The organism is Peribacillus simplex, from assembly GCF_001542915.1.
Classification (GTDB): Bacteria; Bacillota; Bacilli; order Bacillales; family DSM-1321; genus Peribacillus; species Peribacillus simplex_B.
This window is the reverse complement of record NZ_LNNH01000055.1, coordinates 117422-137919: the sequence shown is the minus strand read 5'-3', so window position 1 is coordinate 137919 and position 20498 is coordinate 117422. Positions and strand designations below refer to the sequence as shown.

Below are 20498 nucleotides of genomic sequence, written 5' to 3'. Positions count from 1 at the left end.
AAGACAGAGGAGGGAATTCATGGTGGCTGCCCCTGTTTCTGTGAATGAGAAGAAGGATTTTATTCGGTGGTTTTTAAATCATTATCAACTTAAACGAAGAGAATGCGTTTGGATATTGAATTATTTAATGAGTCATGATCAACTGATGAAAAAAGTTCATTTCGTGGAAAATGCCCAATATTGCCCTCGTGGACTCATTATGTCGACACATTGTGTGGAAGAGGTCCCATTCCGGTTTTATAAGTCCAATATCATGACGACCGATGCAGAGAAATCCTTTCACGATATTCGATTGAACCGGGATGAAGATATTTATATCCAACTCAATTTCAAATCGGCTTACTCTTCCTACCAATATGCAGCAGTTTTGGAGCAAAACCCATTCATGCCAAAATCGACGGCATCCAATGAAAAAGATCAGTTGCTGGCAGAACAATTTTTAGAAAAAAGCATGCTCTATTTTCAAAGGGACCGCCTGCTGAAGGAAATCGATGAGGCATTGGATAAGCATGATGAACAAGCATTCAAGAGCCTGACTGAACAATTGAATCAATTGAAAGTGCTTGGCTGACATAAGGTTTCAGACTGTAGGCAAAAGGGTTCCGGAATGTATTCATTCCGGGACCCTTTTGATTTTTATTGGCTTCAATAGCGCTTTAACAAAAACTGTTAAATGTACTTTATCATTTGTGATTGGACGAAAAAAGTGAAGAAACGGACGAATAAACCTGCGAGGGTACGAAAAAAGTGAAAAAATGGACGGATTGACCATCTTTGGATAGACGAGTGCTTGCACCGAATAGAAACAGTGAAATTTTAAATGAACTTAAGAATTGTATACAAGAAAACCTTTCCGTTTTCAGGATAGGTTTTTTCATAAAATATAGATAAAATCCACATTTTTGTAAAGACTATGGGTATATGGTAAAGATGACATAAAAAGCATGGTAAAATGATAAGGAGTTGATTCGAAAAGTCGGGAGTGAAGAGAAAGTATGAGATGGACAGCAAAAGAACTTGATATGTATAGTCAGTCAAAGGAATATGTGGATACCGTTTTGATTCCATTGGTTCCCCTTTCTTTTGGAGGCCAAATGAAGCAAACGGGCTCGATGAATGAATTTCTTACCATTTTAAGCTTGGAAATTGAAAAACAAATGAAGGGGCGGATCCTGCTGATGCCATCCTTTCATTATATAAGCAATGAAATGGATAAGGTGGAACGTTTGAAGCATTGGGCAACTGAACTGAAGGAAAATGATATCAAGCATATTTTTTTTCTAACATCGGATTATGAGTGGAAGAAGGATGAACGGGAATTGGAAAATAACTTACTATGGATCCCGGCCATACCATTGGAGAGTCTGGAAAATGAACAAGCCAGGGGTATGATCAATCAACAGGTTCTCCAAATCCTTGATATTTTCACTTATAATTGGAAAAATGAAAAAAAGTAGGATTTTTCGCATAATTTGACACATAGTTGCCACCTTTTGGGTTTTACAAATATTGACCTTGGTAAATTATTGAGATATCATGGAAATGTCCTAGTTTTATAGTGTTGCTATTTATTGGTCCTTTGGGCTCTCAGTATAGTAATAGAGGGGGGGAAAACGCATGAGCAAGCATAATGTTTCACGACGTCAATTCCTTAATTACACACTGACTGGCGTTGGTGGATTTATGGCGGCCGGTATGTTGATGCCGATGGTAAGGTTTGCGATCGATCCTGTATTATCTGCAGATAAAGGCGGGGATTTCGTTGCAACCAAGCAGAAGGTAAGCGAACTGACTGCCGAACCGACTCGTGTTGACTTTAGTTTTAAGCAGGTCGATGGGTGGTATGAGTCCGAAGAAACGAATACAGCTTGGGTTTACAAAATGGATGATGGTAAAATCATTGCTTTATCTCCAATCTGTAAGCATTTAGGCTGTACGGTAGCATGGAATACGGATAAGTCTAATCCGAATCAATTTTTCTGTCCTTGCCATTACGGCAGGTATACGAAAGATGGAGTGAACGTGAAAGGGACACCTCCGGTTAAACCTTTGGATGTCTATGAAACGAAAGAAAAAGATGGAATTCTTTACTTGGGTCGACTAAAACCGCACGGGGAGGCGTAAACATTGTTAACAAAGTTATATGACTGGGTGGACGAGCGTTTAGACATTACGCCGTTATGGCGGGATATTGCTGACCATGAGGTTCCTGAACATGTTAACCCCGCACATCATTTTTCCGCATTCGTATATTGTTTTGGTGGGTTAACATTCTTCATCACGGTCATCCAAATCTTATCAGGCATGTTCTTGACGATGTACTATGTCCCGGACATTAAAAACGCTTGGGAATCTGTTTATTATTTACAAAATGAAGTGGCCTTCGGTCAAATTGTCCGTGGAATGCATCACTGGGGAGCAAGTCTGGTCATTGTTATGATGTTTTTACATACTCTTCGTGTCTTCTTCCAGGGAGCTTACAAAAAACCGCGTGAATTGAACTGGATGGTCGGCGTATTGATTTTCTTCATCATGCTGGCATTAGGATTGACTGGTTATTTACTGCCATGGGATATGAAAGCGCTATTTGCGACGAAAGTTACTTTGACAATTGTCGATTCGGTACCGTTAATGGGTCCGGCACTCAGGGCCTTGATCGCAGGAGATCCAACCGTCGTTGGAGCACAGACACTGACACGATTCTTCGCCATTCATGTATTCTTCCTGCCTGCAGCATTATTTGCTTTACTGGCGGCTCATTTCCTAATGATCCGAAAACAAGGTATTTCAGGTCCACTTTAATAGAATTATGAACCAATAACCAAAAAAACCTTTTCATAAAGGAGGGGAATTGTTCAATGCATCGTGGGAAAGGTATGAAATTCGTAGGTGACTCGCGTATCTCTGCGAACCGTAAACCGAATATTCCGAAAGATTATTCAGAATATCCTGGTAAAACTGAAGCATTTTGGCCTAATTTCCTTTTAAAGGAATGGATGGTCGGGGCTGTGTTCCTTGTTGGCTACCTATGTCTGACAATTGCACATCCATCTCCATTGGAAAGGATAGCAGATCCGACGGATACAGCGTATATCCCGCTTCCTGACTGGTATTTCCTATTCCTTTACCAATTACTTAAGTATACGTATGCCTCAGGTCCTTACAATGCAATAGGGGCTCTTGTCATTCCTGGTTTGGCTTTCGGGGCATTGCTCCTGGCGCCTTTTTTAGACCGTGGTCCAGAGAGGAGTCCAGCAAAACGTCCGTTTGCTGTGGGCTTCATGCTTTTGGCAATTGCCGGTGTATTTTATTTAACCTGGGAGTCCGCTGCCCATCATGATTGGGAAGCCTCCAAGAAGCAAGGGGCAATCGTAGAGGGTGCAGACATCGATAAAGATAGTGATGGATATAAACTGATGGATTCCAATGGCTGCATTAGTTGCCATGGCGCTGAGTTAACTGGCGGGGCTGGAGCGCCAAGCTTGATTGACACTGGTTTAAAGCCGGAAGAAATCGCTAAAATCGCCCGCAAAGGACAAGGTGCGATGCCAGCTGGCATGTTTAAGGGTTCAGATAAAGAATTGGACACATTAGCTGAATTCGTATCTGGATTATCAGCAAAATAAGGAATCCTGTCCAGTTTCCTTCAAAAGCTGAAAAGGATAGCTGACAACTCATGTTGTCGGCTTTTTTATTGGTAAATGCAAGTGAATATGAAAAGAAATTGAAATCAATTCTTGGTTTTCACGATCAAGACCTGTAAAATGAGAATAATTGAAGAGGTAAGAGAGGTTAACGGAATGAATGTTATATATGGTTGGCTTGCCAGCCGGCAAATGCTTGTTTTATTATTCGTCATAAATATTCTTGGTACGGCATTTGGGTATTATTGGTATGGGGGGCAATTGGAGAACACACCAGGCATATTTTTGGCCTTCGTACCGGATAGCCCGACAGCCAGCTTGTTTTTCGTTTTTGTACTATGGGGCTTCCTTTTAAAAAGAAATTTCGGGTTAATGGAAGCTTTGGCCATCATTACGCTATTCAAATATGGCATCTGGGCAGTTGTCATGAATGTAATGACGCTTGTGACAACGGGTACTCTGCCATGGGAAGGGTATATGTTAATGGCTTCCCATTTGGGCATGGCGATTCAAGGGATATTATATGCGCCATTTTACCGGATAAAGCCTTGGCATTTGGTTGTCGCCGGAATTTGGACGATACATAATGACATAATCGATTATGTGTTTGAAATGATGCCCATCTACCGTGACTTATTGATGTATATGAATGAGATCGGCTACTTTACTTTTTGGCTCAGTATCCTTTCCATCTTTGTCGGTTGGTACTTCGGGTATAGGAAAAACAGGATCACACTTTCTTTCATCCATTAGAAAAGTTAACCTCGCTTACAGGTTTTGTAAAGGCGGGGTTAACTTTTTTATATGGAACAAGGTCTACTCATCTTTATTGTTTCATATCGTTTTAGTAGAGATATGAGGAGGGACGAGTAGCATGTTAAAAAAATCCATATTAACCATTGCTGTTTTATTTGTCGTCTTACATTTCCCTGTCTATGCAGAATCCTCTTCAAGTTTGGAGCAATTGGATAACATTTCCGATAGAGCGTTGGAAATGACCAAGTTGAAGCGATATGGAGATTCGGAAAAGATGCTGACGTATTTTTCTGACCGGTTTTTAAAGGAGACAGCGAAAGAGCAGATTCTTGACATGGACGAACTTCGGATTATCACTGTAGCTCATAATGAGGCGTTGATGACGATAAAGGATATGAATAAGGGAGATTCCGAAAAGGTTAATTCTGTGACGAAATTCCGCCTTGTCGTTGATGCGGTCAAGTCAACACATCAGCCCCTTTGGACAGAGATGGAGGATCAGATGATGAGTTCTTTCCAGCAGACGAAGAATGCCGCCATCAAACAAGACGCGATTACATTCAATAGCCAGTTGAACTTATTCCTTTCACAATATGAAATGATCTATCCCAGCTTGAAAGTGGACCTTTCCAAGGAAACGATGCAGCAATTGGACACTCGGATTCAATACATTAACCAGTACAGACCGGAAGTGATCAATGATGGTGAAAGTCAAAAGGAGTTGGACGCTTTACAAACCGAGCTAACCTCCATTTTTGAAGATATGGGGGAAGATGATACCGATCCTTCGCTTTGGTGGGTCATCATATCTACAGGCAGCATCATCATCATGACCCTTTCTTATGTCGGCTGGAGAAAATATAAAGGAGACCGGGAAAAACCAAGAAAACAACATAATGATTAAAAACGAAAGGGAAGAGAACACTATATTTGACAGGGGTGTCTTCTATCCATAGAATTAAGAGTAATTATAGTTATAGGAGGATACCATGTATTTCATATATTTGGCGATTATCATTTTAATCCCGATTTATGCACAAATGAAAGTGAAAAGTACGTATAAAAAGTATTCCCAAGTGCCGGCATCTTCGGGGATGAATGGTGCTGAGACGGCAAGGGCCATTTTGGATCAAAATGGACTGTTCAATGTCAGGGTGGAAGAGACGCCTGGAATGCTATCTGACCATTATGATCCAAGAGATAAAACGGTACGGTTATCAACGGACAACTATCACGGTCACTCGGTTGCAGGGGTAGCGGTTGCGGCGCATGAAGTCGGACATGCGATCCAGGATAAAGAAGCGTACGCATTCCTGCGATTTCGTCATGCATTGGTACCGGTCGCTAACTTTGGTTCCAACATATCTTGGATCTTGATTTTAGTCGGAATGTTGGCTCATATTCCAGGGTTGCTACTGGCGGGGATCGTATTCATGGCAGCGGCTGTAGTATTCCAAGTGATTACACTGCCGGTCGAATTCAATGCTTCGTCTCGTGCAATGGATCAGCTCGTTTCCGTTGGTGTCATCCGGAATGACGAAGAGCGGGAAACGAAAAAAGTATTGAGTGCAGCTGCGATGACGTATGTTGCTGCCGCTCTTGTAGCAGTACTTGAATTGGTCCGCCTTTTGCTCATGTATACAGGCATGACGAGGGATGAGGATTAATTGGTAAAGGACGCCATCATGTGATGGCGTCCTTTTTTTGTTTCCGCTTATACAGACGAAGACGGCTTGTTATGAAAGTAAGCTTTTCCGGGAACGCTTCAGAATGATGACTCATCTTTCAATCGGATTCTTATTCTCATCGAGGGTGAAGCCCTCACCCAATACATCATGCACTTCACTTACTGATACGAAGGCATGGGGATCCACTGACGTAATGGCATTTTTTAAACGGACCAGCTCATTTTTGGCGACGACGCAATAGAGAACTTCCCGATCATTCCGTGTAAATGAACCATATCCACGTAAGACTGTCACGCCCCGCTCCATATCTTTCATGATTTTTTCAGCAATTTCCTGGTTCTTTTCACTGATGATCATCGCACCCCTGGCAGCATATGCGCCCTCCTGCATGAAGTCAATGACTCTTGCCCCGATAAATACGGCAACAAGGGTATACATCGCTTGCCGATAGTTCAAGTAGGTGAGGATGGAAAGGCCGATCACGACGGCATCAAAGATGAACATGGTCCGGCCCATGCCCATTCCTAAATAGCGATGTGCAAAACGGGCAATGATATCGACGCCTCCCGTTGTCCCCCCGTACCGGAAGATTATGCCAAGCCCGACGCCTACAAAGACCCCTGCAAACAACGCGACCAGCATCAAATCGCCTCCGAGGTCGATGTTGATTTGGTATTTTTCGAACACCCATAGCCATACCGAGAGGCCTACCGTTCCAATGAGCGTATAGAGGAAGGAGGTGCGGCCTAAATATTTCCAACCGATTAAAAACAGGGGAATGTTCAAAACCAAATTGGAATAGGAAGGATTTATGCCTACAAGTTGATATATAATCAAGGTTAGACCGGTGAAGCCGCCCTCGGCCAAATTATTTTGCATGTTAAAATGCACGAGGCCAAAGGCAAAGATCCCAGCCCCAAATAGGATGAATAGTGTATTTTTTAGTTTTAAGCCGAAAAGCATTCTCCATACCTCCAAACGGTTGAATAAAACATCAATTGACTTATTATAACTAATTAGCCAACTATGGGCAATTTTGATTCGCGAACGTATCTGTTGTCATCTGTTTCACTTTTAGCTAACATGGAGAAGATATGAAGTTTGTAAACGAAAATCGAGATTGGGTGACTATATGGAAAAGCACAAGACGATTCAACACATGCAGGCTGAGGTGGACCAATACATAGGACAATTCAAGGAAGGCTATTTCAGCCCGCTTGCCATGCTTGCTCGCATGACTGAAGAGCTCGGGGAATTGGCGAGGGAGGTCAATCATTATCATGGTGAAAAACCGAAGAAAACAACGGAGGAAGAGAACACGGTCGAGGAAGAATTGGGCGACATGCTTTTTGTTTTAATTTGTTTTGCCAATTCATTAGGGATCGACCTCCAAAGCTCACATGATAAGGTGATGCATAAGTTTACAACCCGTGATAAAGATAGATGGACAAAAAAACAAGATACTACGGAGGGGGAAAGTGAAGATGAGTAAAGTAAAGGTAATTGTAGCGGGTCCGCGAGGCAGAATGGGAAATGAAGCGGTGAAGCTTGTCCAAAGGACGGAAGAATTTGAATTGGCGGCTGTCATCGACCACAAACATAACGGGATAAGCCTTTCCTCCATAGAAGGTTTTCAGGGCATGGATGTGCCTGTTTTTTCGGATATTAACGAATGCTTTTCTTCGGTGAAAGCAGACGTATTGATTGATTTGACTACGCCAGAAGTGGGGATGTACCATACCGAGACCGCACTGAAGCACAACATCAGGCCTGTAGTGGGCACGACCGGCTTTACCAAGGAAGATTTAACGAAGCTGGAATCATTGACAAAGGAAAAAGGTATCGGCTGCATCATTGCACCAAACTTCGCGATAGGTGCCATTTTGATGATGAAGTTTTCCCAAATGGCGGCTAAATACTTCCCGGATGTAGAAATCATTGAAATGCATCATGACCAAAAACTGGATGCCCCTTCAGGCACCGCCTCGAAAACGGCAGATATGATCGCGGCGGTTAGGGAAACGAAGCAGCAAGGTCATCCTAACGAGAAGGAAACCATCCAGGGCGCAAGAGGAGCGAATGTGGAGGGCATGCATATCCATAGCGTTCGGCTTCCAGGACTCGTCGCTCATCAACAAGTGCTTTTCGGAAGCGATGGGGAGTTATTGACGATTAGACATGATTCCTTCAATCGGGCTTCCTTCATGTCAGGAGTTAAACTTGCGGTAGATACCGTCATGAAATTGGACATACTTGTATACGGTCTGGAAAATATTATTGAATAGGGAGTGGAGGATTGACGATGAAAATTGCCTTGATTGCCCATGACAAGAAAAAAGAAGATATCATTCAATTTGTAACAGCGTATAAATCAGTATTTCAGCAGCATGAGTTATTTGCAACAGGTACGACCGGAAAACGGATCATGGAAGAAGTATCCTTGACAGTTCACCGTTTTCATTCGGGTCCGCTTGGCGGAGATCAGGAAATAGGCGCCATGATTGCACGGGGGGAAATGGATATGGTCTTATTTTTCCGCGATCCATTGACATCACAGCCCCATGAACCGGATGTATCGGCCCTTATCCGTCTTTCCGACGTATATGAAATACCCCTGGCCACCAATATGGGTACGGCCGAAGTACTGGTAAAAGGCTTGGAGCATGGGTATATGGATTGGCTTAAACTACGAAAAAAACAAGGTGAAATCAATGATAAGCAAAAGTAATATAGATATCCTGGCGTTCGGTGCACATGCGGATGATGTTGAAATCGGTATGGGCGGCACGATCGCCAAGTATGTACAGCAAGGCAAGCATATCGTGATATGCGATTTGACAAAGGCTGAAATGTCATCGAACGGAAGCATCTCATTAAGGCAAAAGGAAGCTAAAAAGGCGGCAGACATCCTTGGAGTGGAGAGAATTTCCCTGGATTTACCCGACCGGGGGCTTTATATGAAAGCGGAATACATAAATCAAATCATTACCGTCATTCGCCAGTATAAACCTGCGCTCGTATTTGCCCCTTTTTCAGCGGATCGCCATCCCGATCATGGAAACTGTGCAAAATTAGTGGAAGAAGCAGTTTTTTCTGCGGGAGTGAGAAAGTATATGGAAGAAGGCAGCAGCGACTATCATCGTGTCAAAAATATGTATTATTATATGATAAACGGTTTTCACAAGCCGGACTTCGTCGTGGACATCACTTCTACATTACCGACGAAGCTGGATAGCCTCAGGACATACGCCAGCCAATTCGACAAAACGGATGGAGCGGCGGACACACCGCTTGTGAATGGTTATATCGAGACGGTAGAGGCACGGGAGCGAATGTTCGGCAAAGAAGTCGGTGTCGGATACGCTGAAGGATTCATGACAAAGAAACCGTTATTGATTGATGCCGATTTGTTAGGAGATAACTAATCTTATGAAATTAAAAATTGGAATTACCTGCTATCCCACAGTTGGAGGTTCAGGTGTCGTAGCCACTGAATTAGGCAAGATGCTTGCGGAAAAGGGGCATGAAATACATTTCATTTCTTCAAGCCTCCCTTTTCGCTTGAATAAGATGTATCACAATATTTATTATCACCAAGTGGAAGTGAATTCGTATTCCGTATTCCAGTATCCCCCATACGACCTTGCGCTTGCGAGCAAGTTAGCTGAAGTGGTGAAACGGGAGAAATTGGATATCCTTCACGTTCATTATGCCATTCCCCATGCTGTTTGTGCGATTTTGGCCAAGCAAATGTCGGGCAATGAAGTGAAGATCGTCACCACGCTTCACGGTACAGACATCACTGTGCTGGGACATGATCCTTCCCTGACCAATTTAATAAAATTCGGGATAGAGCAATCAGATGTCGTTACCGGTGTGTCTAATTCACTTGTCAAACAAACATATGATTTGATCGCTCCCGATAAGGAAATTAAAACCGTATATAACTTTATTGATGAAAGGGATTACCATAAAGCAAATTCAGATTACCTGAAGGACGAATACGGGATCAAGGATGACGAAAAAGTGATCATCCATGTTTCCAATTTCCGTTCCGTCAAGCGTGTGAAGGACGTCATCCAGGCGTTTTATTTAACTCAAAAGAAAATCCCTGCCAAGCTTCTCCTCGTTGGGGATGGACCGGAAGTGACAACCGTATTGGCCTTGGCGAAAGATCTTGGAATCGATGAATCGGTCCTATTCCTTGGAAAACAGGATAACCTTGCCGAATTATATTCAATCAGTGATTTGCTTTACCTGTTATCGGAAAAAGAAAGCTTCGGCCTGGTGCTTTTAGAAGCGATGGCATGCGGAGTTCCTTGTATCGGAACGGATATTGGCGGCATTCCGGAGGTCATCGTTAATGGGGAGACCGGTTATATTTGTGATTTGGGAGATGTCGCGACGGTGGCCGAAAAAGCGGTCGGTCTATTAAGTGATCCCGCCCTGCATGAACGTTTTTCTGAGGCTGCACTGGAAAGGGCCAATACCGATTTTCATTCAGATACGATCATGTCGCAATATGAAGCTATTTACCTGGAAGCGTTAGAAGCTAAATCCATCAAATAGGGAGGGGATGCTGATGGACGAATTATTCTTAAAATCGGTGCCCATTCTTGAAAAGATTGAACAAGCAGGATTCGAGGCGTATTTCGTTGGTGGCTCTGTAAGGGATTATATTCTAGGCCGTGCGATTAATGATGTGGACATCGCCACTTCCGCGACCCCGCTGGAAATAAAAGAGGTGTTTCCCAATACGGCGGATATCGGGATTGATCACGGTACGGTGCTCGCCATTACGCCGTCAGGTACATATGAAATTACGACATTTAGAACGGAAGGCGGTTATTCGGACTTCCGCAGACCGGATTCCGTCCAATTTGTCCGCTCTTTGACGGAGGATTTACAAAGAAGGGATTTTACGATGAATGCAATCGCCATGGATAAAGGGGGAAATATCATCGATCCTTTCAATGGGAGGCGTGATCTTTCAGAGCAAAGGATCATTACGGTCGGTAACCCGCATGAACGATTTCATGAGGATGCCTTGAGGATGATGCGCGCATTAAGGTTCGTCAGCCAGCTTGGTTTTGAACTGGATCATGACACTTTCCACTCGCTTCAAGTGAATGCCCCCATCATTGGCAAGATTGCAGTCGAAAGGATTCTGGTCGAATTCGAGAAGTTAATGGCCGGTACATATAAGAAGAGGGCAATCGCCCTTTTGTTGGAAAGCGGATTGTATCAATACCTGCCAAAGCTCTCGGATAAGAAGGACCATTTAAAGAATGTACTGAACCTGCCGCTTCATCATTTAAAAGCGGCAGAGTTATGGTCCGTGATCATGGTCAAGACAAAGGATGACGAAATGGAAGCGGCGTTAAGGGCATGGAAACTGCCATTAAAAACGATCCGAAACATCCAGCGGATTGTACAGCTGATAAAGCAGGAACCGTCTTTTGAAAAATCATCCTTTGAGGTATTCCAAGCCGGGCATGACTTGACTGTACAGGCGGCCAAGGTCAAAGCTTCCCTGACGGGGGGGAATGTCATCGAGGCGGAGGAAAGCGGCCAACAGCAGTACGAGGCACTGACTATCAAAACGATGTCCGAACTTGACGTAACGGGGACGGATTTAGTGAATTGGCGTCAAGAAAAACCAGGACCTTGGGTCAAAGCATACCTGGAAATGATCGTGAAGGCGGTCTTGGATGGAGAATTAAGAAATGATAAAGAAGAAATAATGAGGTGGCTCGTGAAATGCAATCTGAGTTAAGAACAAAGCTGATGGAAGCCCTTTCAAAGGCGGATGGTGCATTTATATCAGGGCAGGAAATTGCCGAATATATTGGCTGTTCACGAACAGCGGTATGGAAGCATATCGAAGATCTGCGCAGTGAAGGATATCGCGTCGAGGCGGTTAGAAAAAAAGGCTATCGGATCATATCGGCACCAGAAAAAGTGTCCGAAAGCGAAATACAGCTTGGCTTGGAAACAACGACGATCGGCAAGATGATTCACTATCAGGAGACGGTGGAATCTACACAGAAAATTGCCCATCAACTTGCAAATGAAGGTGTTCAGGAAGGGACATTGGTCGTTGCCGAGGAACAGATATCCGGGAAAGGAAGATTGATGAGATCTTGGCATTCACCAAAATTCAGCGGCATATGGATGAGCCTCATCTTAAGGCCGAAGATCCCGGTTCATGAGGCTCCGCAGTTGACCTTGTTGGCAGCGGTTGCCGTGGCTCAGGCCATAGAGGATACGACTGATTTGAAACCGCAAATAAAATGGCCGAATGACATTTTGGTGAATCGCAAGAAAGTGGTGGGCATCCTGACCGAAATGCAGGCGGAATCGGATAGGATTCATTCTGTCATCATCGGAATTGGAATGAATATTAATCAGCAATTGGAAGACTTTCCCGAAGAGCTGCAGGAAAAGGCTTCTTCGCTTTTCATAGAAAGCGGAGAACTGATTTCAAGGTCGACGGTCATTCAGCGTGCATTATTGCGCTTGGAACATTTATATGATCTCTACCTGGAGGAAGGCTTCAAGCCGATAAAGGATCTGTGGGAAAGTTATGCGATCAGCCTTGGACAGGTTATCAGGGCCAGCACCGTCAACGATACGATCGTCGGAAAAGCATTGGGCATAACCGATGCCGGTGTGCTGCTCCTTGAGGATGAAAAAGGAACCGTTCATTCGATTTATTCGGCAGACATTGAAATTCAGTAGATTTTTGTCAATTCCATAAAAAAAAATAGAATTTTTGATTTTTGCTTGATATAATGCAAGTGGGCAGTATCTTATGTGAACTGCACCCCCATAAATGCCAAATTATTTGAAAATCTGCCTTGATCCAGATTATTGGACGGGGACGGAGGGATGAAACTTCTGATGGAACAAAAGGATTGACTAAAAGATAAGTGCTGTTTATTGAACGAAATATGGCTTTTTTTGCTATTTTTCGCGCGTAACAGATACCTTTTTTAGTCAGTCTTTTTTTTGCGTATGAATGTAGAGGCACCAGTTCACTTACACTGATGTTTTCATCTCCTCCATCAAAAAGGAGGAAACGTAATGAAATTGTCCGGAGATTTTTTGAAAATGAAACAAAATCAAGAGAAGATCGTCATGCTGACGGCTTATGATTACCCATCCGCAAAATTAGCCGAACAAGCAGGAGTGGATATGATATTGGTGGGCGATTCTTTAGGAATGGTCGTATTGGGATATGAGTCGACGATTCCTGTAACGGTGAATGATATGATTCATCACACCAAGGCCGTAAAACGCGGGGCGCCGGATACTTTTGTCGTTACGGATATGCCCTTCATGAGCTATCATCTTTCAATGGATGAAACACTCAAGAATGCAGCTCGAATCATGCAGGAAGGCCATGCGGATGCCGTGAAGCTTGAAGGGGCAGATGAAGTCGTTGAAAAAATAGCCGCGTTGACGAAGGCAGGCATCCCGGTTGTAGCCCATCTTGGCTTGACCCCTCAATCGGTGGGGGTGCTAGGGGGATACAAAGTACAAGGAAAAGACGCCGAAGCTGCTGCACAGCTTGTGGAGGACGCAAAGAGGTGTGAAGCTGCGGGGGCAATGGCAATAGTATTTGAATGTGTACCATATCAAGTGGGGGAGCTGGTCACGCATCACTTGGGAATACCGACCATCGGGATTGGAGCAGGTGCAGATACGGATGGCCAGGTTCTCGTCTATCATGACGTGATCAAATATGGCGTTGATCGAGTGGCCAAATTCGTCAAAGTATACGGAGATGCGAATGAACTCATAGGGCAATCGCTAACAAATTATGTCGCTGAAGTGAAAGCGAATCAATTCCCGTCCCAAGAACATACATTTACGATGAAGGAAGAGGAGCTTACAGAGCTTTACGGAGGGAAAAGATGAAAACTTTTACATCAGCAGGGGAATTGCAGCAGGTGCTCCGCGAACAAAAAAGCAACCAGAAAAGTATCGGCTATGTAGCGACGATGGGGTACTTACATGAAGGGCATGCCACCCTTATGGAAAAGGCAAGGAAAGAAAATGATATCGTCGTTTTAAGTATATTCGTCAATCCTTTGCAATTTGGGCCGAATGAGGACTTTGAAACATATCCGCGTGATTTGGAACGTGATGAAAACGTTGCTGCGAATGCAGGTGTGGATTATCTCTTCTATCCTACCGTCCAGGAGATGTACGGTGAGGAACCTTCGGTGAAGGTAGTGGTCCAAAGCAGGACGGATTGCCTTTGCGGCAGGAAAAGACCAGGCCATTTCGATGGGGTGGCGACAGTCCTAACGAAGTTTTTCAATATCATCCTTCCCGATCGAGCCTACTTCGGCAAGAAGGATGCCCAGCAAGTCGCGGTGATAGATGGTTTGATCAAGGATTTTAATTTCCCGATAGAGCTTGTCGCCGTAGATACCGTTCGTGAAGAAGACGGTTTGGCGAAAAGCTCGAGAAATGTCTATCTTTCAGATGGGGAGCGCATGGAAGCTAAAGAGTTGTATCAAAGCTTATTGAAAGCGGCGGAGGCCATTGATTCAGGTGAAAGGAATGCTGCAGCTGTCACGGCACTGGTAAGGAAGCATATCGAAGCCCACACGCATGGATTGATCGACTATATTGAGATCTATCAATATCCGGCGCTTAAACCGCTTGAAACGCTTTCGGGAAACATCATCCTTGCACTTGCCGTTAAATTCAAGCATGCTCGGCTTATTGATAATATTACGATTAACATTAAATAAATCATGATTTTTCAGGGGGAATTTGAATGTTTCGAACGATGATGAATGGGAAAATCCACCGTGCAAGGGTGACCGAAGCGAATTTGAATTATGTAGGCAGCATTACAATCGATGAAGATATCATTGATGCGGTAGGGATCCTCCCTAATGAAAAGGTTGCCATCGTGAATAATAACAATGGAGCAAGACTTGAAACATACGTAATTGCGGGCGAAAGGGGAAGTGGTGTCGTTTGCTTGAACGGGGCTGCAGCAAGACTTGTCCAGCCGGATGATATCGTGATCATCCTATCTTATGTCCTGGTCGCTGAAGAGAAGCTTAAAGACCACAAGCCAAAGGTAGCGATCATGAATGAAGAAAACAAAATAATCGAATTGATCTCCAACGAACCTGCAGCTACAATCATGTAAGCGAAAGGCCGGTCCATATGTGCATATGGACCGGCCTTTTTCAATGGAAATAAGTCATTCCATAAACGGAATGAACGGCTTGTTTCCTTTATTGTGATTATTATGGTATAAAAAAGATAAGAGAATTCCATCAGGAAGTGGAGAAAACAAAGTTTGAGGTGTACATTGATGACGCAACGATATGTAGTGGTCGATTTGGAAACAACAGGGAATTCTCCAAAAAAAGGGGATAGAATTATTCAATTTGCTGGGGTGGTCATTGAAAATGACCAAATTGTCGATGAATATTCGACATACATTCACCCTGGACAGGAAATTTCCCTATTCATTGAAGAATTGACCGGGATCAGCAACGAGACGGTAAAACATGCACCTGACTTTGAAGATGTCGCAAATAATATTGCCCAGCTTATAGACGGGGCTTGTTTTGTAGCCCACAATGTTTTATTTGATTTATCTTTTTTACAGGAAGAATTGGTACGCTGCGGCTATGAACCGTTTTACGGGTCCACCCTTGATACGGTCGAATTAGCCAAAATCTTAAAACCAACATCGGATGGATATAAGCTTCACCAGTTAGCTAAAGAAGAAAACCTAGATCATTCGCGGCCGCATCAGGCGGATAGTGATGCATATGCCACTGCCTTACTATTGCTGGAATTGAAGAAAAAGCTGTTGAATCTGCCGGTGATGACGCTGAAACAGTTATATCGATTATCTTATTCCTTACAAAGTGAGATTTCCGAATTGATAGATGCTTGCATTGCAAGCAAATTAGCGAAAACGGAAGTGCATTCTCCTGACCTTATCACGTATAGGGGCCTTGCCTTTAAAAAGACCGGGGAAGAAAGTAATCGTAACGACAAAGAGTCGGAATTCCCGCTCGACGATGAGGCTAAAATGGCGATGCTCAACCATGCTTTTCCTGCATTTGAAGCAAGGCGCGGCCAGCTTGAAATGATGAATATGATCCACCATTCCTTTGAATCGAACCAAGATGCGATCATTGAAGCGGGGACGGGAATCGGGAAGTCGTTAGGCTACCTGCTTCCAGCCGTTTATTTTGCAAGAAAGAATCAAAAGCCGGTTGTCGTATCGACATATACGCTTCAACTGCAGGATCAGCTTCTGCAAAACGAGGTTCCTAAACTGAAAGCCATCCTGCCGTTTAGTTTTCAAGCAGTCCTGTTAAAAGGGAGAAGCAATTATTTAAGCTTGGCGAAGTTCGAGCGGGCCTTGCGTGAAAAAGAGGATAATTATGAAACGGCCTTAACGAAAATGCAAATATTGGTCTGGCTTACGGAAACGGAAACAGGAGATAAGGATGAATTGAACCTCACCAGCGGCGGTCAGCTATTTTGGAATAGGCTGCAAAGTGACGGTCTAACATATGCGGGCTTAAAACAACCTTGGCAGACGTTGGATTTTTTCGAACGGGCAAAAAAAACGGCGGTCAAAGCAGATATCATCATTACAAACCATTCATTTTTAATGTCCGATCTTCTGACGGAAGATGCGTTGATTCCAAAGAAAGGTTACCTGATTCTCGATGAAGCACATCATCTGGAGCAGGCGGCTTCTAAACAGTTGGGGAGACGGCTCAATTATATATCAGTGAAAACGATATTGAATCGATTAGGAACAACGGACCAAAAGCAATTATTGTATAAATTGGACAGATTACTCCTAAATAACGGACTGGCAGATGGGAGGAATGGCCACGAACTAGATCGAAAGCTGAATGATTTTTCTTACGAATTCGAGCAGCTTTTCCATTTCCTCTCCAATCAGGCGGAAAAACTTTCACGTTCCATGAGTCCGAAACGGATTTCCTTCAAGGTGGATGATGGAAGATGGGGGAAAGGGATCCTTGTTGCCGAGCGATTGGTTGACTTATTGGGATATATCATCACGGAGCTCTCGCAAAGATTGGCCCATTTATTGAATCATGAATCGCCTTTAGGTAAAAATTCGCTATTTTATTTAAACGATATTGAAGTTCTCCTTGGACATTTGCAGGATACGAGGGAGTCGTTACATGAATTTTTCATGAAGCCGCATGAAGAGAATATTTATTGGCTTGATTATACGAATGCGGCACCGCAGCATGGAGTGACTTTGACGGTCCAGCCGATTGCAGGAAGTAAATGGCTGTGGGATTCCTATTTCGGGCGCCAGAAAAGTGTGGTCATGACATCGGCAACCCTAGTTGTGAAGGATTCCTTTCAATATTTTAAAGAACAACTTGGGCTAGAGAACCAGTCCATGCTAACGGCAAGGTTTCCTTCGCCTTTTCCTTATAAGGAGCTTGTTAAGGTTCTCGTTCCCAATGATATACCCGATATCAATGGTTTATCCGTTGAGGAGTTCTCGGAAACGGCAGCAAATCATATCATTGCCGCTGCACAGGCAGCCCAAGGGAGGATGATGGTCTTATTCACTTCACATGAGATGTTGCGGGCCACCTATCATTCCATCAAGGACACCGGGGTTTTGGACGAGTTCACCTTGTTTGCGCAAGGGATTTCGGGCGGAAGCCGAATGAGGCTGCTCAGGAATTTCCAAAACTTCGAGAAAGCCATCCTTTTTGGAACGACCAGCCTTTGGGAGGGCGTCGATATCCCAGGTGAGGATTTATCTTGTTTGGTGATTGTCAGGCTGCCTTTTTCACCACCGGACGAACCGGTAACCGCTGCAAAATGCCAGCTTTTCGAGAAGCAAGGGCGAAATCCCTTTGCTGCGTATTCCTTACCAGAAGCACTGTTAAGATTCCGCCAAGGGTTCGGCAGGCTCATACGTACTCCTAATGATAAAGGCGTTTTGGTCGTTCTGGATCGACGCATCGTCACGGCCAAATACGGTCCCGAATTTCGCAAGGCCATTCCAACGGTCGAATGGCACCAAGCATCCATCACGGAGATGGCCGAGATGATAGAAGAATGGATATAATGAGTTTTTTGATAATTGCTGGATTCCGCTGAAATTTTACGGAATTATGAAGAAAAAAAACCTTCGAACTGGTATAATGTGAAAGGTGGTAAAGCCTACTAATCCTATTCATATCAGTGGTTGTTGACAATTTTATAATGGAGGGCGTTTTCATGGAAAGCAAAATTGAAGTAATCTCGACAGTCAGGCTGCAGCATTCACCTGATTTGTATAAAATTGTGGATTCTTTGAACCGAACATTGAAAAAGGATGACTTGATGTTCGGGTTGGCATTGGATTCCGAAGATCAAGAAAAAGCGATATTTACAATTTATCGTACATAGAAAGTGGGAAAAGCAGCTTTGAAAAAATGGTTGATTATTGCTTCCATCCTGGTCCTTTGTCTTATCGGTTTTGTCGGCGGAGCATATATTAAAGCATTGCAGCCAAAAAAAGAAGCTGGCAATGCGGCTTTTAAGAAGGCAAGGGAAGAGGCCGGCCTTCGGTCCATGGACGAATTCTACCTTTATAATGGACAGGATTCATATTCCGTCATCATAGGTAAGGGAGAAAAAGGGATTAAAAAAGTAGTCTGGCTTCCCGAGGACAAAAAAAAGAAAATTGTAGTGGAAGATTATAAAGATGGTAAAACGAAAAAAGAAATTTTAAGCATTGCCAAGGAAAAGCTCAATCCAGAAAAAATCATTTCCGTAAAGCTTGGCATGGAAAAGAACGTTCCTCTTTGGGAAGTAACGTATCTTGATGATTCCGAGCGGTTTAATTATGATTATTATGATTTTAAAACTGGGGAATGGCTTAAGTACTATCGAAGCATTTAGAATGGGGGATTATTTTTATGAAATTAGCGAACCGAGTTCAGTCTTTGACACCATCGACAACATTGGCCATCACGGCAAAAGCAAAAGAACTTAAAGCCCAAGGGATTGATATCATTGGTCTGGGGGCCGGTGAACCTGACTACAATACGCCCAAGCATATTATAGAGGCAGCCGTTCAATCGATGAATGAAGGCCAAACCAAATACACGCCTTCTGCTGGCCTGCCGAAGCTTAAAGAAGCGATAGCAGCTAAGTTGAAGCGTGATCAAGGCTTGGATTACAAGACTTCTGAAATCTTGGTAGGCTCCGGGGCCAAGCATGCGCTTTACACATTATTTCAAGCCATCCTGGATGAAGGCGACGAAGTCATCGTCCCGATCCCATATTGGGTAAGTTACCCCGAGCAAATCAAGCTTGCTGACGGAAAGCCGGTTTATATTGTCGGCACCGAGGAAAACCAGTATAAAATAACGAAGGAACAATTAGAACAGGCGATTACCGCGAAAACGAAAGCAGTGATCATTAATTCTCCAAGCAATCCAACGGGCATGCTTTATACGAGGGAAGAACTGGCGGCCATTGGGGAAGTTTGCCTTGCCCATGATATCTTGATCGTTTCCGACGAAATTTATGAAAAATTGGTTTATGGTAATGCAACGCATACATCGATTGCAGAAATCTCACCTGAATTGAAAAAGCAAACGATCATCATCAATGGCGTGTCTAAATCTCATTCAATGACTGGCTGGAGAATCGGGTATGCAGTCGGTGATGAAGCGATCATCAAAGCGATGACGAACCTTGCAAGCCATAGTACCTCCAACCCAACGACGACTGCACAGTATGGAGCGATTGCTGCATACGAAGGGCCGCAGGATGCCGTTGAAGAAATGCGTCAAGCGTTCGAGGGACGTTTGAATAAGATATATGATAAATTAGTCGAAATACCAGGATTTAGCTGCATTAAACCTCAGGGGGCATTTTACCTGTTTCCAAATGTTAAACGCGCCGCAGAATTAACAGGATACAGCAATGTCGAGGCCTTTACGACTGCACTATTGGAAGAAGCGAAAGTCGCAGTCATTCCAGGTTCAGGTTTCGGTGCACCTGATAATATCCGACTTTCATATGCGACTTCATTGGAATTGCTTGAAACAGCCATTGAAAGAATCCATTCATTTGTTACATCCAAACTGGCATAATACTCCCAAAGCCTGCAGGTGTCCCGCTTAAAGCGGACTGCAGGCTTTTTTTTATGGAAAATATCGAAGCCGTTCTATCGATAAGAAGGAAGAACAGTCATGATGAAACTCCTTTCGCCAGCGAAGCTAAGCGATTGGACAATCGGGGATCTCTCTACCTGTCAAGCTCAGGAATTGGAAGGGCTGTTCAAGGCTCTTGGGCGTCAACGGAGTCCGGGACGCCCGATACCGGTGCAGATTACTTAAGTAGATAGTGAAAAGGC

At 43.8% G+C, this 20498-nt stretch carries 24 protein-coding genes; 23 read left to right on the top strand and 1 reads right to left on the bottom strand.

Annotated elements, in window-relative coordinates:
- The first annotated feature begins 19 nt into the window (after positions 1-19).
- From AS888_RS22315 to AS888_RS22280, 8 genes are all read left to right on the top strand, one after another.
- Complete coding sequence (locus tag AS888_RS22315) at positions 20-571, top strand: ReoY family proteolytic degradation factor (RefSeq protein ID WP_061144278.1); 552 nt, start codon at positions 20-22, stop codon at positions 569-571.
- A 424-nt stretch (positions 572-995) separates the two neighbouring features.
- Positions 996-1457, top strand: coding sequence for a YpiF family protein (locus AS888_RS22310; protein WP_061144277.1), 462 nt, complete (start codon positions 996-998; stop codon positions 1455-1457).
- A gap of 160 nt (positions 1458-1617) precedes the next feature.
- The gene (locus tag AS888_RS22305) at positions 1618-2124 is read left to right on the top strand and encodes a QcrA and Rieske domain-containing protein (RefSeq protein WP_061144276.1); all 507 of its coding nucleotides are present in this window, start codon (positions 1618-1620) and stop codon (positions 2122-2124) included.
- Positions 2125-2127: 3 nt separating this feature from the next.
- Positions 2128-2802, top strand: a complete 675-nt coding sequence (gene qcrB, locus AS888_RS22300; protein WP_061144275.1) for a menaquinol-cytochrome c reductase cytochrome b subunit — start codon at positions 2128-2130, stop codon at positions 2800-2802.
- A 56-nt stretch (positions 2803-2858) separates the two neighbouring features.
- Positions 2859-3626, top strand: a complete 768-nt coding sequence (locus AS888_RS22295; RefSeq protein WP_061144274.1) for a menaquinol-cytochrome c reductase cytochrome b/c subunit — start codon at positions 2859-2861, stop codon at positions 3624-3626.
- A 174-nt stretch (positions 3627-3800) separates the two neighbouring features.
- On the top strand, positions 3801-4397 hold the full coding sequence (gene lhaT / locus AS888_RS22290) for a lipoprotein heptaprenylglyceryl N-acetyltransferase LhaT (protein WP_061144273.1): 597 nt from the start codon (positions 3801-3803) through the stop codon (positions 4395-4397).
- A 121-nt stretch (positions 4398-4518) separates the two neighbouring features.
- Positions 4519-5304 (top strand): sporulation protein YpjB, encoded by a 786-nt coding sequence (gene ypjB / locus AS888_RS22285; RefSeq protein WP_061144272.1) that lies wholly within the window; start codon positions 4519-4521, stop codon positions 5302-5304.
- Between the two features lie 85 nt (positions 5305-5389).
- A complete protein-coding gene (locus tag AS888_RS22280; RefSeq protein WP_061144271.1) occupies positions 5390-6067 on the top strand; it encodes a zinc metallopeptidase in 678 nt (225 codons plus the stop codon).
- Between the two features lie 111 nt (positions 6068-6178).
- Here AS888_RS22280 and AS888_RS22275 read toward each other — a convergent pair whose 3' ends face one another.
- On the bottom strand, positions 6179-7051 hold the full coding sequence (locus AS888_RS22275) for a YitT family protein (protein ID WP_061144270.1): 873 nt from the start codon (positions 7049-7051) through the stop codon (positions 6179-6181).
- Positions 7052-7220: 169 nt separating this feature from the next.
- Between AS888_RS22275 and AS888_RS22270 the strand changes: the two genes are divergently transcribed.
- The 15 genes from AS888_RS22270 (at position 7221) to AS888_RS26025 (ending at position 20481) form a co-directional block, all read left to right on the top strand.
- On the top strand, positions 7221-7580 hold the full coding sequence (locus AS888_RS22270) for a nucleotide pyrophosphohydrolase (RefSeq protein WP_061144269.1): 360 nt from the start codon (positions 7221-7223) through the stop codon (positions 7578-7580).
- A complete protein-coding gene (gene dapB, locus AS888_RS22265) occupies positions 7573-8373 on the top strand; it encodes a 4-hydroxy-tetrahydrodipicolinate reductase (protein ID WP_061144268.1) in 801 nt (266 codons plus the stop codon). The genes AS888_RS22270 and dapB overlap by 8 nt, the downstream gene beginning before the upstream one ends.
- A 17-nt stretch (positions 8374-8390) precedes the next feature.
- Positions 8391-8816 (top strand): methylglyoxal synthase, encoded by a 426-nt coding sequence (gene mgsA, locus AS888_RS22260; protein ID WP_061144267.1) that lies wholly within the window; start codon positions 8391-8393, stop codon positions 8814-8816.
- Positions 8800-9513 (top strand): bacillithiol biosynthesis deacetylase BshB1, encoded by a 714-nt coding sequence (bshB1, locus tag AS888_RS22255; protein WP_061144266.1) that lies wholly within the window; start codon positions 8800-8802, stop codon positions 9511-9513. The genes mgsA and bshB1 overlap by 17 nt, the downstream gene beginning before the upstream one ends.
- A gap of 4 nt (positions 9514-9517) precedes the next feature.
- Positions 9518-10657, top strand: a complete 1140-nt coding sequence (gene bshA / locus AS888_RS22250; RefSeq protein WP_061144265.1) for an N-acetyl-alpha-D-glucosaminyl L-malate synthase BshA — start codon at positions 9518-9520, stop codon at positions 10655-10657.
- 13 nt (positions 10658-10670) lie between these two features.
- Entirely contained in the window at positions 10671-11864 is a 1194-nt protein-coding gene (locus AS888_RS22245; protein WP_061144264.1) for a CCA tRNA nucleotidyltransferase, read from the top strand.
- Complete coding sequence (locus AS888_RS22240) at positions 11849-12829, top strand: biotin--[acetyl-CoA-carboxylase] ligase (protein WP_061144263.1); 981 nt, start codon at positions 11849-11851, stop codon at positions 12827-12829. The genes AS888_RS22245 and AS888_RS22240 overlap by 16 nt, the downstream gene beginning before the upstream one ends.
- A gap of 345 nt (positions 12830-13174) precedes the next feature.
- Complete coding sequence (gene panB / locus AS888_RS22235) at positions 13175-14011, top strand: 3-methyl-2-oxobutanoate hydroxymethyltransferase (protein WP_061144262.1); 837 nt, start codon at positions 13175-13177, stop codon at positions 14009-14011.
- Entirely contained in the window at positions 14008-14856 is an 849-nt protein-coding gene (panC, locus tag AS888_RS22230) for a pantoate--beta-alanine ligase (RefSeq protein ID WP_061144261.1), read from the top strand. Before panB ends, panC begins: the two co-directional genes overlap by 4 nt.
- Positions 14857-14882: 26 nt before the next feature.
- A complete protein-coding gene (gene panD / locus AS888_RS22225; protein WP_061144260.1) occupies positions 14883-15266 on the top strand; it encodes an aspartate 1-decarboxylase in 384 nt (127 codons plus the stop codon).
- A gap of 168 nt (positions 15267-15434) precedes the next feature.
- A complete protein-coding gene (gene dinG / locus AS888_RS22220) occupies positions 15435-18215 on the top strand; it encodes an ATP-dependent DNA helicase DinG (RefSeq protein ID WP_061144259.1) in 2781 nt (926 codons plus the stop codon).
- A gap of 152 nt (positions 18216-18367) precedes the next feature.
- Positions 18368-18538: a YpmA family protein gene (locus tag AS888_RS25355; protein ID WP_064505144.1), complete on the top strand. Its 171-nt coding sequence runs from the start codon at positions 18368-18370 to the stop codon at positions 18536-18538.
- Between the two features lie 3 nt (positions 18539-18541).
- Positions 18542-19033 (top strand): cell wall elongation regulator TseB-like domain-containing protein, encoded by a 492-nt coding sequence (locus AS888_RS22215; protein ID WP_221408623.1) that lies wholly within the window; start codon positions 18542-18544, stop codon positions 19031-19033.
- 17 nt (positions 19034-19050) lie between these two features.
- Positions 19051-20235, top strand: coding sequence for a pyridoxal phosphate-dependent aminotransferase (locus AS888_RS22210; RefSeq protein ID WP_061144257.1), 1185 nt, complete (start codon positions 19051-19053; stop codon positions 20233-20235).
- Between the two features lie 99 nt (positions 20236-20334).
- A complete protein-coding gene (locus AS888_RS26025; protein WP_185113152.1) occupies positions 20335-20481 on the top strand; it encodes a hypothetical protein in 147 nt (48 codons plus the stop codon).
- Positions 20482-20498 lie beyond the last annotated feature (17 nt).

Bases quoted from the DNA above. Each gene is read 5' to 3' on its own strand.
- panC (WP_061144261.1), top strand. From the start codon at position 14,008: ATGAAAACTTTTACATCAGCAGGGGAATTGCAGCAGGTGCTCCGCGAA.
- AS888_RS22210 (WP_061144257.1), top strand. From the start codon at position 19,051: ATGAAATTAGCGAACCGAGTTCAGTCTTTGACACCATCGACAACATTG.
- panB (WP_061144262.1), top strand. From the start codon at position 13,175: ATGAAATTGTCCGGAGATTTTTTGAAAATGAAACAAAATCAAGAGAAG.
- panD (WP_061144260.1), top strand. From the start codon at position 14,883: ATGTTTCGAACGATGATGAATGGGAAAATCCACCGTGCAAGGGTGACC.
- AS888_RS26025 (WP_185113152.1), top strand. From the start codon at position 20,335: ATGATGAAACTCCTTTCGCCAGCGAAGCTAAGCGATTGGACAATCGGG.
- AS888_RS22280 (WP_061144271.1), top strand. From the start codon at position 5,390: ATGTATTTCATATATTTGGCGATTATCATTTTAATCCCGATTTATGCA.
- AS888_RS22310 (WP_061144277.1), top strand. From the start codon at position 996: ATGAGATGGACAGCAAAAGAACTTGATATGTATAGTCAGTCAAAGGAA.
- dinG (WP_061144259.1), top strand. From the start codon at position 15,435: ATGACGCAACGATATGTAGTGGTCGATTTGGAAACAACAGGGAATTCT.
- mgsA (WP_061144267.1), top strand. From the start codon at position 8,391: ATGAAAATTGCCTTGATTGCCCATGACAAGAAAAAAGAAGATATCATT.
- AS888_RS22245 (WP_061144264.1), top strand. From the start codon at position 10,671: ATGGACGAATTATTCTTAAAATCGGTGCCCATTCTTGAAAAGATTGAA.
- AS888_RS25355 (WP_064505144.1), top strand. From the start codon at position 18,368: ATGGAAAGCAAAATTGAAGTAATCTCGACAGTCAGGCTGCAGCATTCA.
- AS888_RS22305 (WP_061144276.1), top strand. From the start codon at position 1,618: ATGAGCAAGCATAATGTTTCACGACGTCAATTCCTTAATTACACACTG.
- AS888_RS22295 (WP_061144274.1), top strand. From the start codon at position 2,859: ATGCATCGTGGGAAAGGTATGAAATTCGTAGGTGACTCGCGTATCTCT.
- bshB1 (WP_061144266.1), top strand. From the start codon at position 8,800: ATGATAAGCAAAAGTAATATAGATATCCTGGCGTTCGGTGCACATGCG.
- ypjB (WP_061144272.1), top strand. From the start codon at position 4,519: ATGTTAAAAAAATCCATATTAACCATTGCTGTTTTATTTGTCGTCTTA.
- AS888_RS22315 (WP_061144278.1), top strand. From the start codon at position 20: ATGGTGGCTGCCCCTGTTTCTGTGAATGAGAAGAAGGATTTTATTCGG.
- bshA (WP_061144265.1), top strand. From the start codon at position 9,518: ATGAAATTAAAAATTGGAATTACCTGCTATCCCACAGTTGGAGGTTCA.
- dapB (WP_061144268.1), top strand. From the start codon at position 7,573: ATGAGTAAAGTAAAGGTAATTGTAGCGGGTCCGCGAGGCAGAATGGGA.
- AS888_RS22240 (WP_061144263.1), top strand. From the start codon at position 11,849: ATGCAATCTGAGTTAAGAACAAAGCTGATGGAAGCCCTTTCAAAGGCG.
- AS888_RS22270 (WP_061144269.1), top strand. From the start codon at position 7,221: ATGGAAAAGCACAAGACGATTCAACACATGCAGGCTGAGGTGGACCAA.
- AS888_RS22275 (WP_061144270.1), bottom strand. From the start codon at position 7,051: ATGCTTTTCGGCTTAAAACTAAAAAATACACTATTCATCCTATTTGGG.
- lhaT (WP_061144273.1), top strand. From the start codon at position 3,801: ATGAATGTTATATATGGTTGGCTTGCCAGCCGGCAAATGCTTGTTTTA.